The following is a 13,358-nucleotide window of genomic DNA, read 5'->3' as shown; positions in this document are numbered from 1 at the left end:
ATCGTCAGATGGCGCTTTGCGCCGCTGGCCGCGCTCACGTTTGCCTGCAAACGTTCGCGGTGGGAGCCGGGACGACCCGTGGCTTAGTCGTTGTGGCTGCTTCCTTCCGGATCTGACCAAGTTGGCGACGACCACGTCCGCCCGACTCCCGCGGCGCATATGGCGGGGTCGGGCGGGATGATCAAGCCGCTTTGAGAGCGGACCCGGACTTAGCGGCTGACACGGACAGTGCGGCAGACGCGCTGGCGATGATGGTTGCGATAGACGTTGCGGCAGACCTGGCGCGTGCGGACGACATGGCGACGGTAACCGGGACGACGGTCGTCATGGCGGACGACGGTGCGCTCATGGACGACGGTACGCTGCGCCGAGGCTTCGGCTGCGATGCCGACGGGCGCGAGGCCGGTGAGTGCGACGAGACCGGCGGCGGCGATGGTGAACAACTTCATGATACTCTCCTCTTGGGTGCGAGGCCTCCCGACCCCGGCAACCTATGTTATCAAACTAAAGGGGTTCGTTACGGTTCCGTACTAGCGGCGGAAGCAGCGACGAACCGGGCCGTAATAGCCACGCTCTATCCGGCAGACGACGCGTGAGCGGCCGTATCCGCGAGGTCCGCGATAGCCGTAGCCGCCGCCACGATAGCCATAGTCGCCACGATACCCGCCGCCATAGCCACGGTAGCCGCGATCCCTGCCGCGCCAGCCGCGGTCACCGTGCCAACCGCGATTGCCGTGCCAGCCACGGTCGCCGTGCCAGCCACCACCGTGGCGGGGGCCGTCCCAGCCGTGGCGCTCCGCATCGGCGGGGGCCGAGGCGAACAGCGTTCCGGCGGCCAGCGCGCCGGCGGCGAACATTGCGATGATCTTCATGTCCGGTACTCCTCTCAAGACCTCGTACATTGAGGCGATGAGGGAATAATCCGCTCCCGGCCGTGCACGTTCCCTGAACCGGCCGTTGTCTTCCTGTAAGCTTTGCTGTCGTTTATTCCGGGATGCGGACGGTCAAGCCATCGAGCGCTTCGGTCAGGCGGATCTGGCAGGCGAGACGGCTGGTGCGCGTCGCATTATGCGCGAGATCGAGCATGTCTTCCTCGTCCTCGCTCGCCGGCGGGAGGTTGGGAAAGTCGGTGGCGTCGACGATGACGTGGCAGGTCGCGCAGGCGAGTTGGCCTTCGCAGGTGCCTTCGAGCGGCTGGTTGTCGGCGTGGGCCACGTCGAGCAGGCGGTCGCCGGGGTTGGCCGCAACGCTGCTGACGGTACCGTCGCGGGTGATGAAGCGGACGATCATGGCCATTGCGCCTCGGCTGCGGCGACGATCGCATCGATCGCGTCGCGGAGTTCGGTTTCGGTGGTGTAGCGGCCGAAGCCGAGGCGGATGCTGGCGCGCGCCTGGGCTTCGGTGAGGCCGATCGCGCGGAGGACATGGCTGGAACGGCCAGAGCCGCTGGCACAGGCGGAGCCGGCGGAGAAGGCGATGTCGCGCAGGTCGGACATCAGGCGGTTCACGTCGAGGTTTGCGCGGCGGACGTTGAAGTTGCCGTGGTAGCGGTGTTCGGTCGAGCCGTTGATTGTCCAGCCGGGGCCGAGGCGGTCGAGCGAGAGGGACCAGAGGCGGTCGATGTGTGCAGCGTCCTGGTCTTTGCGATCCGCCATGAGTTGTGCGGCGACGCCGAAGCCCGCGCAGAGTGCGGGTGACAGCGTGCCCGAGCGGCCGGGGGCTTCCTGACCACCACCGTGCATCAGCGGCGCGAGGTCGATGCCATCGCGGATCCAGAGCGCGCCGATGCCTTTGGGGCCATGGATTTTGTGCGCGGAGATGGCGATGAGGTCTACGGTGTCGGGAACAGGCACACGGCCGTAACCTTGCACCGCGTCGCAGAGTATCAACGCGCCGGCTGCGTGGGCGATCTCGGCGAGCGCGGCGATCGGCTGGATGACGCCGATCTCGTTGTTGACGAGCATTGCCGCGACGAGCCCTGTGCCGGGCGGGATCACGGCGCGGGCTTCGTCGAGGTCGACCACGCCGTCTGGGTTGACCGGGAGGATCGTGACTTGGCGCCTCTTCGCCGCTTCCGCTGCGACCGTGTCTAGGACGGCAGCATGTTCGGTGGCGAGCGTGACGATCGGGCCGGTCGTGCCCTTGATCGCCCAGTTGAGCGCTTCGGTCGCACCGCTGGTGAAGGCGACGCGACCGCCGGGGGGAAACAGCGCCGCAACTTGATCGCGGGCGACTTCGACGGCGGCTTTGGCGCGACGGCCTTCGCGGTGGGGGGAGTGCGGGTTGGCGTGCTGTGACTCCAGCCAAGGGAGCATAGCGGCGAGCGCTTCGGGCGCCAGCGGGGTGGTCGCCTGATAGTCCAGGTACGTCATACGGCGCGCTTTATGTCGATGGCGATGCGCGTCCAGGCTTCGGCGAACTTCGCGACGTCGGCGGCGGTCGTGGTCCAGCCGAAGCTGACGCGGACGACTTCAGCGGCGGCTTGTGCGGAATAGCCCATTGCGGCGAGCACGTGGCTCGGGCGCATGCTGCCCGACGAGCAGGCACTGCCTGCGGAAACGGCGAAGCCGGCCATGTCGAGGCGGATCAACTGTGCCGCGGAACTGACGCCCGGCATGCGGTAGGAGGCGATCGTCGGGATGCGTGGGGAGTTCTGCGCGACGATCTCGCCGCCGCCCGCGAAGATTGCTTCGTCGAGTTCGGCGCGAAGGTCGGCCATGTCGGCGAACCAGTCGCGAGGCGCTTCGAGCGCGGCGGCGAAGCCGAGCGCGCCGGGCAGGTTCTCGGTGCCGCCGCGGTAGCCTCGCTCCTGCCCGCCAGTCGGGTCGAGCAGACCGAGATCGCGGACCAGCAGCGCGCCGATGCCGGGAGGGCCGCCGAGCTTGTGTGCGGAGACGATGATAAGGTCGGCTTCGGGGAGCGGGAGCTTGCCCGCTGTCTGCGAGCAATCGGCTATCCAGACGCCGGTGGGGCGATCCTGGAGGACGCCGGTTTCGCTGTTCGCGGATTGTAGCGCGATCGTCGGGGCGTCCGCCCCGTCCGTGACGATACCGCCGGCATCGACCTCCAGCATCACCGGCTGCTCGGCCGCGCGGAGGACCGCATCATGCTCTACTGCAGCAACAGCGATGTCGGGGCGCCCCCGCAACGCCAGCGCTGCGGACTCGCTCGCGCCGCTCGTCAGGATGACGTGATGTGGCCAGTCTAGAGCCTTGGCGATCCGCTTCCGCGAATCCTCCAGTGCCGCCCGTGCCGCCCGCCCCTCGGCATGCGGCGAGGACGGGTTCGCCCAGCGCGCCATGCCCTCGATCACCGCCGCGATCGCCTCGGGGCGCATCGGCGTGGTGGCGGCGTGATCAAGGTAGATGCGCCGGCTGATAATGGGTCCGTGAGCAGGCAGGGTCGGTTCCAATTGCGGAAAGGGGCGTTCAGCCTATATAATGGAGATCACCCCGCACTCCACCCGAGTGCGTATCCCAGCTCGCGAGTGCCTATGCCAGAAGTCATTTTTCCCGGTCCCGAAGGCCGTCTCGAAGGTCGTTTTGCGCCGGGCCCACGTCCGCGCGCGCCTGTCGCGATGATCCTGCACCCGCATCCGTCGGCCGGTGGCACGATGAACAACGCGATCGTGCAGCAGCTCTACAAGACATTCCAGCGACGTGGCTTTGCGACGCTGCGGTTCAACTTCCGCGGTGTCGGCAAGAGCCAGGGCGTGTTCGATAACGGCGTCGGCGAATTGAGCGATGCGGCGAGCGCGCTCGACTGGGTGCAGAGCTTCCATCCCGAGGCGCAGACGACCTGGATTGCGGGCGTCAGCTTCGGTGCATGGATCGGCATGCAGCTGCTGATGCGCCGGCCTGAGATCCGCGGGTTCATCTCGGTGGCACCACCGGCGAATTTGTACGACTTCACGTTCCTGGCACCCTGCCCTTCGAGCGGAATCATCATTCAGGGCGAGGCCGATGAGGTCGCGACGCCGGGCGCCACGCAGAAGCTGGTCGACAAGCTGCGGACGCAGAAGCATATTACCATCCATCACGACACGATCCCGAAGGCGAACCACTTCTTCGAGCACGAGATGCCGGAGTTGATGGGGTCGGTGGACAAGTATCTCGACATGCGGCTGGACCCGAATTCGCCTATCCGGTGAGCAAATTCCCTTCTCCCCTCGGGGAGAAGGTGGCGCGCCAGCATCGGATGAGGGGGAGTTGGGGATCGATACGCTCTCGCCAAAGCCCCTCACCCTTCCCACCGCAAGCGCGGCGGGCCCCTTCCCTCTCCCCGCAGGGGCGAGGGAGTTAGAGCGTCCAGATCGCCACGTTGGCGAGCAGGACTGCGGCCATGATCAGCATCAGCACTCCCTTCTTCGTGTCGCGCTTCTTCGCGATCAGCGTGATGCCGCCGATCAGGCTGGCGAACATCCCCAGCATGGCGATGGCGGGTGCCGCCGCAGCGATCGACGTCAGTGCGGCGTTCATGCTGCCATTGCCTTGGCGTAGGCGGCGAAGTCGACGTTGCCGCCGGACAGGATGACGAGCAGCCCGGGTTCGAGCTTTACCTTGCCGGCCAGCACGGCCGCCAGTCCGACCGAACCGCCGGGTTCGATTACCAGGCGCAGCTTCTCCGCGGCCCAGCGCTGCGCCGCGGCGATCCCCGATTCGCTGACGGCGACGCCGGTCGCGTCTCGGCGGGAGAGGACATCGAAGGTCAGCGGCGACACACGCATGGTCTGGAGCGAATCGCAGGCGGTTGGTGGCGGGTTGGGGCCGACGGGTTCGATCCAGGATGCCTCCAGCGAGCGGCGCATGTCGTCCCAGCCCTCGGGCTCGACGACGGTGATCGCGCTGTCCTTCAGCGCCAGCGCGATGCCTGCGGACAAGCCACCGCCGCCGCAGGGGATGACGACGCGGCTTGGCACGCCCATGCCTAGCGCCGCCATCTGCGCGGCTGCCTCGATGCCTGTACTCCCCTGCCCCTCGATAATCCACGGATCGTCGAAGCTCGGCACCAGCGTCGCGCCCCTCGCCTCCGCCAGCCCCGCGGCGATCGTCTCGCGGCTTTCGGTCGCGCGGTCGTAGGTCACCACCTCCGCGCCCAGTGCCAGCGTCGACTCGCGCTTCAGCCGCGGCGCATCCGACGGCATCACGATCGTCGCTGCGATGCCGAGCCGTTTTGCCGCCCACGCCACTCCCTGCGCGTGGTTGCCCGACGAGAACGCGACCACGCCTTTTCTCCGCGTGGCTTCGTCCAATGCGGTGAGCCGATGCCACGCGCCGCGAATCTTGAACGCGCCGATTGGTTGCAACGATTCAGCCTTGAAAGCGACCGGTACGCCCTTGATTTCACAGACGAACAGTGGCGTGGGCGGGAGGATGCGGGCGATCTTTTCCGCGGCGTCCCGCACACCCGCCCGCGTCGGTTGTCGCAAAATCGTCACACATCGTCTCCTACGCGCCAAACGCTATTTACATGGGGGGCGCGTAACCCTAGATCGCGCTTCCGCTGCCCCATGGGACTTCCAACCGCAAGGCAGTGTTTTTGTAATTTGTCTCAGGACATTGGAGGTCCCTTGAATTGGTCAAGCATCATATCGCGCTGGGGTTAGCGAAAGCCCATTCGACCGCCGACACCTCCCGCATCGGGAGCGGCATCGACATCGCTAAAGGGCGTCCGGTCAACCCGGTCACGCTCGTTCGTCCGCACGCTGCTGCGCGCGCCGCTCGGTTCTTCGTTGAGAAGTTCCCGGGCCGCTCGATGTATGCGGTGAAGGCGAACCCGTCTCCCGAACTCCTGCAGATCCTGTGGGACAATGGCATCACGCATTACGACGTGGCGTCGATCGCCGAAGTGCGCCTGGTCGCACGGACGCTGCCCGAGGCTACGCTCTGTTTCATGCACCCGGTCAAGGCCGAGGAAGCGATCGCCGAGGCGTATTTCACGCACGGCGTCCGTACCTTCAGCCTCGACAGCCTGGAAGAGCTCGACAAGGTCGTTCGCGCCACGAAAGCCGCCACCGACCTGACGCTCTGCGTGCGTCTGCGCGTATCGTCGGAGCATTCGAAGCTGAGCCTCGCGTCGAAGTTCGGTGCCGCCCCGCACGAAGCCAAGGAGCTGCTGTTCGCGGCCCGTCAGGCAGCGGACGCACTCGGCATCTGCTTCCATGTCGGTTCGCAGGCGATGACCCCCGAAGCCTATTCGAACGCGATGGAGCGCGTCCGTGCGGCGATCGTCGAGGCGGCGGTCACGGTCGACGTCATCGACGTCGGCGGCGGCTTCCCGTCCTCGTATCCCGGCATGGAGCCCCCGCCGCTCGAGCATTTCTTCGAGACGATCCACCGTGCGTTCGAATCGCTGCCCGTCAGCTATTCGTCCGAGCTGTGGTGCGAGCCGGGCCGGGCATTGTGCGCGGAATATTCTTCGATCATCGTCCGCGTCGAAAAGCGTCGCGGGACCGAGCTGTACATCAACGACGGTGCGTATGGCGCGCTGTTCGACGCGGCGCATATCGGCTGGCGTTTCCCGGTCGAGCTGCTCCGCGAGCCGGACAGTCGTGCGAAGGACATGGAGTTCAGCTTCTATGGTCCGACGTGCGACGACATGGACTATATGGTCGGCCCGTTCATGCTGCCCGCGGATACGCAGGCCGGTGATTATATCGAGATCGGCATGCTCGGCGCGTATGGCTCGGCGATGCGGACCGCGTTCAACGGGTTCGGATCGGATGAGACGGTGATCGTCACCGACGAGCCGATGGTCTCGCTGTATGACGAACGCTTCCAGGATCTCGCGTCGAACGTCGTCAAGCTGTAACCAACACTAAGTAATCGTTCGCTCTTCGTCTTCCCCTCCCGCTCGCGGGAGGGGACCGAGGGGTGGGCGCGCGTTTTCCACATCCGGAGCGTTCGCGGTGAGCGGGCGCCCACCCCCTAGCCCCCTCCCGCAGGCGGGAGGGGGGATCAGGAGAAATTAGACATGACCGAAGACACCCGCATCGACGCGCAGCGCAAGGCGGAACTCCTCTCGACCACCGTCGAGCATATTGACATCACCAGCTTCGACGCGCGGCCGATCGTCGATGCGATGAAGAAGATGTCGTTCACCAGCCGCGATCTCGGCCGCGCGACCGACATCTACAACCAGATGCTGGCCGACAAGGACTGCACGATCTTCCTGGTAATCGCGGGCTCGACGAGCGCCGGCGGCTGCATGGACCTGTATGCCGAGTTGCTGCGCAACAACATGATCGACGGCATCGTCGCGACCGGCGCGACCATCGTCGACATGGATTTCTTCGAGGGCCTCGGCCACAAGCATTATCAGGCGCTTGAAGTGCCGCACGACGACGTGCTGCGCTCGCTGATGATCGACCGGATCTACGACACGTATATCGACGAGGAAGAGCTCCAGCACGTCGACCACACGATCTTCGAGATCGCCGAGACGCTCGAGCCACGCGCCTATTCGAGCCGCGAGTTCATCCGCGAGATGGGCAAGTACCTCGTCGAGCACGGCAAGAAGGAGAACAGCCTCGTCAAGCTCGCCTATGAGCATGACGTGCCGATCTTCTGCCCCGCGTTCGTCGATTCGTCGGCGGGCTTCGGGCTGGTCAAGCATCAGGTCGACGCGGTGAAGGCGGGCAAGCCATACATGGTCCTCGACGCGATCGCCGACTTCCGCGAGCTCACCGAGATCAAGATCAAGGCAGGCACCACGGGCCTGCTGATGATCGGCGGCGGCGTGCCGAAGAACTTCATCCAGGACACCGTCGTCTGTGCCGAGATCCTCGGTCACGACGACGTCCAGGTGCACAAGTATGCGGTGCAGATCACGGTTGCCGATGTGCGCGACGGTGCGTGCTCGTCCTCGACGCTGCAGGAAGCGGCTTCGTGGGGCAAGGTGAACACCGGGATCGAGCAGATGGTGTTCGCCGAAGCGGGTTCGGTGATGCCGCTGCTGGCGTCGGATGCGTATCATCGTGGGCTTTGGAAGGACCGTCCGGTCCGCAAGTGGGGCGCGAGCTTCGACAAGGCCTGAATCTTTCGATCCTCCCCCGCTAGGGGGAGGTGGCGCGAAGCGACGGAGGGGGAGGCGGCGATAACGCTGGTTGCCCTCTCCTCCCCCTCCGTCAGGCAAGCGCCTGCCACCTCCCCCTGACGGGGGAGGATTAGAGATACCGTTGCCCCTTCCCGGCAATTGATGCAGCCTCTCCCGAATAACCGGGGGAGGCTTTTTCATGCACAGCGACATCCTGCGACCGATGGTCGTCCTGATCGCGTGGACGCTCGTGATGCTGGGCTGGACGCTCGCGACGCGGTTGCCGGCGATGAAGGCGGCCGGCGTCGACATGGGCAAGCTCGTCGGCACCAAGGCGTCCGACGCGGATCGATCGCTGCCACCGCAAGTCCAGTGGAAGGCGCACAATCACAATCACCTGATGGAGCAGCCGACGCTGTTCTACGCGGTCTGCGCCGTGCTCGCGCTGACCGGCACGGGCAACGGCATCAACGCCTGGATCGCCTGGGCCTATGTCGGGCTACGGATCGCCCACAGCCTCGTCCAGGCAACCAGCAACCGCGTCAGGGGCCGCTTTCTCCTCTTCATGCTGTCGAGCCTGATGCTCGTCGCACTGACGCTCCATGCCGCCCTGGCAGTGTTCTGAATGCTGCCGGGCGGTCCGACCGGGGCGGTGCCTGAAAATAGCATGGGCCGCGTTGGTAGACGCTTTTCCCGACGGGGCCGTATCGGGTAGCAGAGCACCATGACCTTCGACCGCCGTTCGCTCCTGACGCTGCCGCTCGCCGCCGGTATCGCGCCTGCCGCCTTTGCCCGATCTTCCGCGCTGCCTGGACCTTCGGACATACCGGTCTGGCCACCGGTCGAACATTTTGCGCTCTGGCCAGGCCTGCCGCCGGGTGCGCCGAACCCGCTGCCACGCCCCAACCCCGAAATCGCGACGCGGGAGAACGGCTATCGCGACATCAAGATGCGCGGGGTCGCGCGGCCCGAGGTGGGCGTTTTCCGGCCGCAACGACCCGACGGACGTGCCGTACTGGTGATGCCCGGCGGCGGCTATTTTCTTACCTCGCTGCGCAACGAGGGGATCGACGTCGCACGCGTCCTGAACGGCTTCGGGATCACGGTGTTCGTCCTGAGCTACCGCCTCCCCTGCGAGGGCTGGGCCGACCGCGCCGATGTGCCGCTTGCCGATGCGCAGCGGGCGATGCGGTTGATCCGCGCCAATGCCCGCGCCTACCGGATCGATGCGCGCAAACTGGGCGTTGTAGGTTTTTCCGCCGGTGGACATCTGGCCGGGTCGGTAACGGTGCTGCACGACTATCCGGCGTATCGTCCGGTCGACGCCGCCGATCGACACTCCGCGCGCCCGGCGTATGCGGGGTTGATGTATGCGGTTTCGAACGTCGACCCGAACCGCAGCCATGGCGGATCGCGCGCGAACCTGCTCGGTCCGGATCCGCTCCCCGCGGTGCAAGAGCGCTTTGCGATCGATCGACAGCTTCGACCCGGCATGCCGCCGCTGTTCCTGCTGCACGCCGAGGACGACAGGACCGTACCCGTCGCCAACACGGTGGACATGCTCGCCGCCGCACGTCGCGTCGATATCCGGGCCGAAGCGCATTTCCTGCAGCATGGTGGCCACGGCTTCGGCACACGATTGTCGCCGCGGTCGCCGGGATCGCTCTGGCCGCAATTGTTCGATCGGTGGATGGGTGAAACGGTCTCGATCTGAGCTAGGTCAGGGTCACGGACCTAGCCGGTCGATTCAAGCGTTGCTGTTCTGGACGGGAGAATGCTGATGCCGATACCGTATTCCGAGCCGCGCAACGTGTTCCATGAACAAGGCGAAGTCATCATCGACGGTCCCGACGGGACGGTGATCGCAATGACTCCGGAAGCTGCGCTGCGAACGGCTGGGCGGCTTGATGAAGCCGCGCTGGACGAACTGATCGCCCGGGCTCAGGACAAGGTCGGGATCGCTTAACCGAACACGCGGCGCATCGAGCGTTCCAGCATCACGAACTGCCACAGCGTGCGGCCGTGTTCGACGCGCCCCATCCGATGCTCGTCGGCGATCCGCGAGATCGTCGCCATGTCGAACCAGCCGGTCTCTCCCAGCGTTCGCGATTTGGCGAGCGCGCTCGCCTCGCCGGCCAGCGCATCCCGGAACCAGGCACTGATGGGGGTCACGAAACCCATCTTCTTGCGATAGAGGATGTCGTGCGGCAGATACGGCTCCATTGCTTTCTTCATCAGCCATTTGCCCTCGCCGCGCCGTAACCGCATGTCGGCGGGCAACGTCGCGCAGAACTCGATCAGGCGGTGGTCGAGCAGCGGTTCGCGTGCCTCCAGCCCGACCGCCATGCTGGTCCGGTCGACCTTGGTGAGAATGTCGCCGGGAAGCCAATGCTTGATATCCGCATATTGCGCGCGGTCGATCGGATCGCGAGCCGGCGCATTCGCCATCGTCGCGACATAGCGATCTTCGGCACGATAGCCTCGCAGGGCCGCGCTAGCGTTTGCGCTGAACAGTTGCGCGCGCAGTTCGGGCGTGGTGACGCCGACCGATCGGGCATAGGCCTCGCCGCCACCCCGAGCGAGCGCAAGCAGCGTCGATTTAGCGCGCAAAGGTCGCGGTGCCCAATCGGCCTTCGGGTACCACCGCCCAAGCGTGCCGAACACGTCCTGCCGCAGATGCTCGGGGAGGAGTCCGCGCACGCGCTCCTCCGCCGCCTGGAACTTGTAGCGTCGATACCCCGCGAGCGCCTCGTCGGCGCCATCGCCCGACAGCGCGACCGTGACGCTCTCGCGGGCGAGCGCGCAGACTTGATGCGTCGCCAGCGCCGAAGCATCGGCAAAGGGTTCGTCGAAACTTGCTACCAGCGTGTCGATAAGGCCGAAAGCGCCCGACTGGACGACGCGCTCGCGGTGATCGGTTGCGAACCGGCGTGCGACGGTATCGGCATAGCCGCGTTCGTCATGACCAGCCTCGTCGAATCCGATCGTGCAGGTGCGCACAGCCTTAGGGCTCGCCTCGGCCATCAAGGCGACCACCGCCGAGCTGTCGACGCCGCCCGACAGGAATGCGCCAAGCGGTACGTCGGCGACCATCCGCGAACGCACGCCAGCCCGCATCCGGTCGACCAGTTCCTCGCCGAGTGCCTTGGCCGAGCCGGTCGCGCGGTTGGAGAAATCGATGTCCCACCATTTGCGCGGCTGCGGGACCGGACGGCCGCGCTCGACGAGCAGGAAATGCCCCGCCGCCAGCTTCTTCACGCCCGCGACGATGCACGAATCGTCGGGAACATAGCCGAACGCCAGATAATCCTCGACCGCGCGCAGATCGGGCACGCGGCGGAGTTGCGGATGCGCGAGCAGACCCTTCAGTTCGGACGCGAACGCCAGCGACCCATCTGCCAACTCGACGTAATGCAGCGGCTTTACGCCCATCCGGTCGCGCGCGAGGAACAGCGTGTGCGCGGCCGAATCGTGGATCGCGAAGGCGAACATGCCGTTCAGCCGGTCGAGCATCGACGGCCCCCAGGCGCGCCACGCGTGCAGCAGCACTTCGGTATCGCCCGATGTACGGAATATCGCCCCCCTGGCGGCCAGTTCGCCGCGCAGTTCGACGAAATTATAGACTTCGCCATTGTACGTGATCGTCAGCGTGCCGTCCGACATCGGCTGCGGCGAGCCTTCGAGATCGATGATCGACAGGCGGCGGTGGCCAAGCCCCACGCCCGCCGCGGTCCAGATCCCGTCGCCGTCGGGTCCGCGATGGGCCTGTGCCGCGATCATCGCATGGACCCGGTTCGGATCGACGGGCTTTGGCGTGCCCGGATGAAAGATCCCCGCGATACCGCACATCTAGCGCATCCCCGCAGCATGATCGGCGACCGTTCCGATCGGCCCGAGCGCGCCAAGAAAACGCGCCATCGGACGCTGGTCGGTGCCCTCTACCGAGAGGTGGATCGCCACCGCGCGTTGCGGGCCACCGAGCAGCCGCGCCTTCATCGTCTCGATCTTCACCAGCGTCTCGTCCTGCGTGGTCCTGTCGCCGACCCGGTACCACGTCGCGACGATCCGCTCCACGGGGCCGGGCGCGGTAATCCGCATGACACTGCCGTCCACACCACTCGCATCGGCGATGGCGGGTAGATCGGCGACGCGAACCCAGCGGTCTTCCTGCCGCAGCACGCCGGTACCGAAGGCGACCAGTTCCTTACCCTCATGCTGGTTGCCGAACACCGCGACGCTCATGTCCACCGTCGCGCCGGACGCGTCGGCGTAGCGGCCGAACAGATAATGATCGGCGTCGGGGTAATTGGGCGTCCACGGTGCGCGGGTGCTGATCGCGACGCGGTGCCAGCCAGCGACGTCGGGTAGGTCGACATGCGCGGGAAGCGGCTGTGCCCGACCGGCGATCGCCGCGCTCCAAGCCGGAAAAGCCGCTGCCGTCGTCAGTACCAGCGCGGTCGCGACCAACAGGTCGGTACGGTGTCGCGGGATCGTCTGGAAGGCCGTCGGATCGAACGCCGGGTCGTCGGGCGCGCGATCGAACCAGCGCCAGCCGATCGCCAGCACGCCTGCCATGACGAGCGCAAAGAACACCCAGCCATAGACGATGTGATCCATTCCGGTGGCGGCCTCGACCGAGGTCAGGTCCGCCGCCCAGATCGTCGCGAATGCGCGGACGCCGTTGGCGATCACCGGGACGATCACCGAGACCAAGAGGAACACCACGCGCCGCTTCCACGAGACAAAGCACAGATTGGCGACGAGCACGCCGAACGCGACCATCGCCAGAACGAACTTTGAGCCCGAGCATGCCTCGGCGACCTCGAAATAGTAGCGGCCGGCATGGATGAGCACGCCGTCGACCACCGCGGGTACGCCGACGAGGTGCAGCAATGGCATCACGATCGCGACCGTCACGGTCTGCAACGGCGGTTCGAGCCCCTCGCCGAACGGCACTAGGAAGAACGCGTAACACAGCGGAAACAGAAGCCCGCGCGCGACATTGGGACCAAGGATGGTCAACACGGCACCTTGCAGCATCATGACGAGCCCCAATTGGCGCGCGAAACCGACCGAGGCAGCATCGCCCATCAGCCAGCCGAACCCGCCGACCGCCACCAGTGCGAGGCCCGGCCACCATCCAATGGGGGTCAACGCGGCCAGTTCCGCTCGACGCTGCACCACGAGCCACGCGACGACCGGGCCGATGAACAGGCAATGCCCGAACGTCGTGCTGTTCCACCAGATCCGGACCAGGTCAGCAACGTCGCCGCGAAACAGCAGCAGGATCACGACGACCGATGCCGCCAGTGCCATGCCGTGAC

General features: G+C 66.1%; 15 protein-coding genes and 1 other RNA gene. 6 read left to right on the top strand and 10 right to left on the bottom strand.

Going from position 1 to position 13,358, the window contains the following annotated elements; genetic code table 11:
* Window positions 1-57: 57 nt before the first annotated feature.
* The 6 genes from ffs to O6Y00_RS09845 all read right to left on the bottom strand — a co-directional run bounded on the left by ffs (window position 58) and on the right by O6Y00_RS09845 (window position 3,382).
* Window positions 58-151: signal recognition particle sRNA small type (gene ffs, locus O6Y00_RS09870), an RNA gene on the bottom strand.
* Window positions 152-209: 58 nt separating this feature from the next.
* Window positions 210-449, bottom strand: coding sequence for a hypothetical protein (locus O6Y00_RS09865; RefSeq protein WP_353442406.1), 240 nt, complete (start codon window positions 447-449; stop codon window positions 210-212).
* Between the two features lie 81 nt (window positions 450-530).
* Window positions 531-872 carry a hypothetical protein gene (locus O6Y00_RS09860; protein ID WP_353442405.1) on the bottom strand — a complete coding sequence of 114 codons (342 nt, stop codon included), beginning with the start codon at window positions 870-872 and terminating at the stop codon, window positions 531-533.
* 112 nt (window positions 873-984) lie between these two features.
* Window positions 985-1,290, bottom strand: a complete 306-nt coding sequence (locus O6Y00_RS09855) for a 2Fe-2S iron-sulfur cluster-binding protein (protein WP_353442404.1) — start codon at window positions 1,288-1,290, stop codon at window positions 985-987.
* Window positions 1,287-2,372, bottom strand: coding sequence for a cysteine desulfurase family protein (locus tag O6Y00_RS09850; RefSeq protein WP_353442403.1), 1,086 nt, complete (start codon window positions 2,370-2,372; stop codon window positions 1,287-1,289). Before O6Y00_RS09850 ends, O6Y00_RS09855 begins: the two co-directional genes overlap by 4 nt.
* Window positions 2,369-3,382 (bottom strand): cysteine desulfurase family protein, encoded by a 1,014-nt coding sequence (locus O6Y00_RS09845; RefSeq protein ID WP_353442680.1) that lies wholly within the window; start codon window positions 3,380-3,382, stop codon window positions 2,369-2,371. The genes O6Y00_RS09850 and O6Y00_RS09845 overlap by 4 nt, the downstream gene beginning before the upstream one ends.
* 111 nt (window positions 3,383-3,493) lie before the next feature.
* Here O6Y00_RS09845 and O6Y00_RS09840 point away from each other — a divergent pair, with 111 nt between their 5' ends.
* On the top strand, window positions 3,494-4,150 hold the full coding sequence (locus O6Y00_RS09840; RefSeq protein WP_056048342.1) for an alpha/beta hydrolase: 657 nt from the start codon (window positions 3,494-3,496) through the stop codon (window positions 4,148-4,150).
* Between the two features lie 148 nt (window positions 4,151-4,298).
* Here O6Y00_RS09840 and O6Y00_RS09835 read toward each other — a convergent pair whose 3' ends face one another.
* Complete coding sequence (locus tag O6Y00_RS09835) at window positions 4,299-4,478, bottom strand: hypothetical protein (RefSeq protein ID WP_353442402.1); 180 nt, start codon at window positions 4,476-4,478, stop codon at window positions 4,299-4,301.
* The gene (locus tag O6Y00_RS09830; RefSeq protein ID WP_353442401.1) at window positions 4,475-5,437 is read right to left on the bottom strand and encodes a threonine ammonia-lyase; all 963 of its coding nucleotides are present in this window, start codon (window positions 5,435-5,437) and stop codon (window positions 4,475-4,477) included. Before O6Y00_RS09830 ends, O6Y00_RS09835 begins: the two co-directional genes overlap by 4 nt.
* 137 nt (window positions 5,438-5,574) lie before the next feature.
* On the opposite strand from O6Y00_RS09830, the gene O6Y00_RS09825 reads away from it, so the two are divergent.
* From O6Y00_RS09825 to O6Y00_RS09805, 5 genes are all read left to right on the top strand, one after another.
* On the top strand, window positions 5,575-6,810 hold the full coding sequence (locus O6Y00_RS09825) for a type III PLP-dependent enzyme (RefSeq protein ID WP_353442400.1): 1,236 nt from the start codon (window positions 5,575-5,577) through the stop codon (window positions 6,808-6,810).
* Between the two features lie 162 nt (window positions 6,811-6,972).
* The gene (locus O6Y00_RS09820; RefSeq protein ID WP_056048328.1) at window positions 6,973-8,034 is read left to right on the top strand and encodes a 1,9-bis(guanidino)-5-aza-nonane synthase; all 1,062 of its coding nucleotides are present in this window, start codon (window positions 6,973-6,975) and stop codon (window positions 8,032-8,034) included.
* Window positions 8,035-8,233: 199 nt separating this feature from the next.
* Window positions 8,234-8,659, top strand: a complete 426-nt coding sequence (locus tag O6Y00_RS09815) for an MAPEG family protein (protein WP_353442399.1) — start codon at window positions 8,234-8,236, stop codon at window positions 8,657-8,659.
* Window positions 8,660-8,758: 99 nt separating this feature from the next.
* Complete coding sequence (locus O6Y00_RS09810; RefSeq protein ID WP_353442398.1) at window positions 8,759-9,748, top strand: alpha/beta hydrolase; 990 nt, start codon at window positions 8,759-8,761, stop codon at window positions 9,746-9,748.
* 66 nt (window positions 9,749-9,814) lie between these two features.
* A complete protein-coding gene (locus tag O6Y00_RS09805; RefSeq protein WP_353442397.1) occupies window positions 9,815-10,000 on the top strand; it encodes a hypothetical protein in 186 nt (61 codons plus the stop codon).
* On the opposite strand, the gene O6Y00_RS09800 is transcribed toward O6Y00_RS09805, so the two are convergent.
* Both O6Y00_RS09800 and xrtA read right to left on the bottom strand, forming a co-directional pair.
* Window positions 9,997-11,883, bottom strand: coding sequence for an XrtA/PEP-CTERM system amidotransferase (locus O6Y00_RS09800; RefSeq protein ID WP_353442396.1), 1,887 nt, complete (start codon window positions 11,881-11,883; stop codon window positions 9,997-9,999). The genes O6Y00_RS09805 and O6Y00_RS09800 overlap by 4 nt on opposite strands.
* Window positions 11,884-13,350, bottom strand: a complete 1,467-nt coding sequence (xrtA, locus tag O6Y00_RS09795; RefSeq protein ID WP_353442679.1) for an exosortase A — start codon at window positions 13,348-13,350, stop codon at window positions 11,884-11,886.
* Between the last annotated feature and the right edge of the window lie 8 nt (window positions 13,351-13,358).

This window comes from Sphingomonas faeni (assembly GCF_040407565.1).
Classification (GTDB): domain Bacteria; phylum Pseudomonadota; class Alphaproteobacteria; order Sphingomonadales; family Sphingomonadaceae; genus Sphingomonas; species Sphingomonas faeni_F.
Note: the sequence above shows the minus strand (reverse complement) of the source record. Positions and strands in the feature narration are given on the sequence as shown.

What these genes read in the sequence shown, in the direction of transcription:
- O6Y00_RS09815 (WP_353442399.1), top strand. Translation starts at nt 8,234, where the DNA reads ATGCACAGCGACATCCTGCGACCGATGGTCGTCCTGATCGCGTGGACG.
- O6Y00_RS09835 (WP_353442402.1), bottom strand. Translation starts at nt 4,478, where the DNA reads ATGAACGCCGCACTGACGTCGATCGCTGCGGCGGCACCCGCCATCGCC.
- O6Y00_RS09860 (WP_353442405.1), bottom strand. Translation starts at nt 872, where the DNA reads ATGAAGATCATCGCAATGTTCGCCGCCGGCGCGCTGGCCGCCGGAACG.
- O6Y00_RS09850 (WP_353442403.1), bottom strand. Translation starts at nt 2,372, where the DNA reads ATGACGTACCTGGACTATCAGGCGACCACCCCGCTGGCGCCCGAAGCG.
- O6Y00_RS09865 (WP_353442406.1), bottom strand. Translation starts at nt 449, where the DNA reads ATGAAGTTGTTCACCATCGCCGCCGCCGGTCTCGTCGCACTCACCGGC.
- O6Y00_RS09800 (WP_353442396.1), bottom strand. Translation starts at nt 11,883, where the DNA reads ATGTGCGGTATCGCGGGGATCTTTCATCCGGGCACGCCAAAGCCCGTC.
- xrtA (WP_353442679.1), bottom strand. Translation starts at nt 13,350, where the DNA reads ATGGCACTGGCGGCATCGGTCGTCGTGATCCTGCTGCTGTTTCGCGGC.
- O6Y00_RS09855 (WP_353442404.1), bottom strand. Translation starts at nt 1,290, where the DNA reads ATGATCGTCCGCTTCATCACCCGCGACGGTACCGTCAGCAGCGTTGCG.
- O6Y00_RS09805 (WP_353442397.1), top strand. Translation starts at nt 9,815, where the DNA reads ATGCCGATACCGTATTCCGAGCCGCGCAACGTGTTCCATGAACAAGGC.
- O6Y00_RS09840 (WP_056048342.1), top strand. Translation starts at nt 3,494, where the DNA reads ATGCCAGAAGTCATTTTTCCCGGTCCCGAAGGCCGTCTCGAAGGTCGT.
- O6Y00_RS09820 (WP_056048328.1), top strand. Translation starts at nt 6,973, where the DNA reads ATGACCGAAGACACCCGCATCGACGCGCAGCGCAAGGCGGAACTCCTC.
- O6Y00_RS09810 (WP_353442398.1), top strand. Translation starts at nt 8,759, where the DNA reads ATGACCTTCGACCGCCGTTCGCTCCTGACGCTGCCGCTCGCCGCCGGT.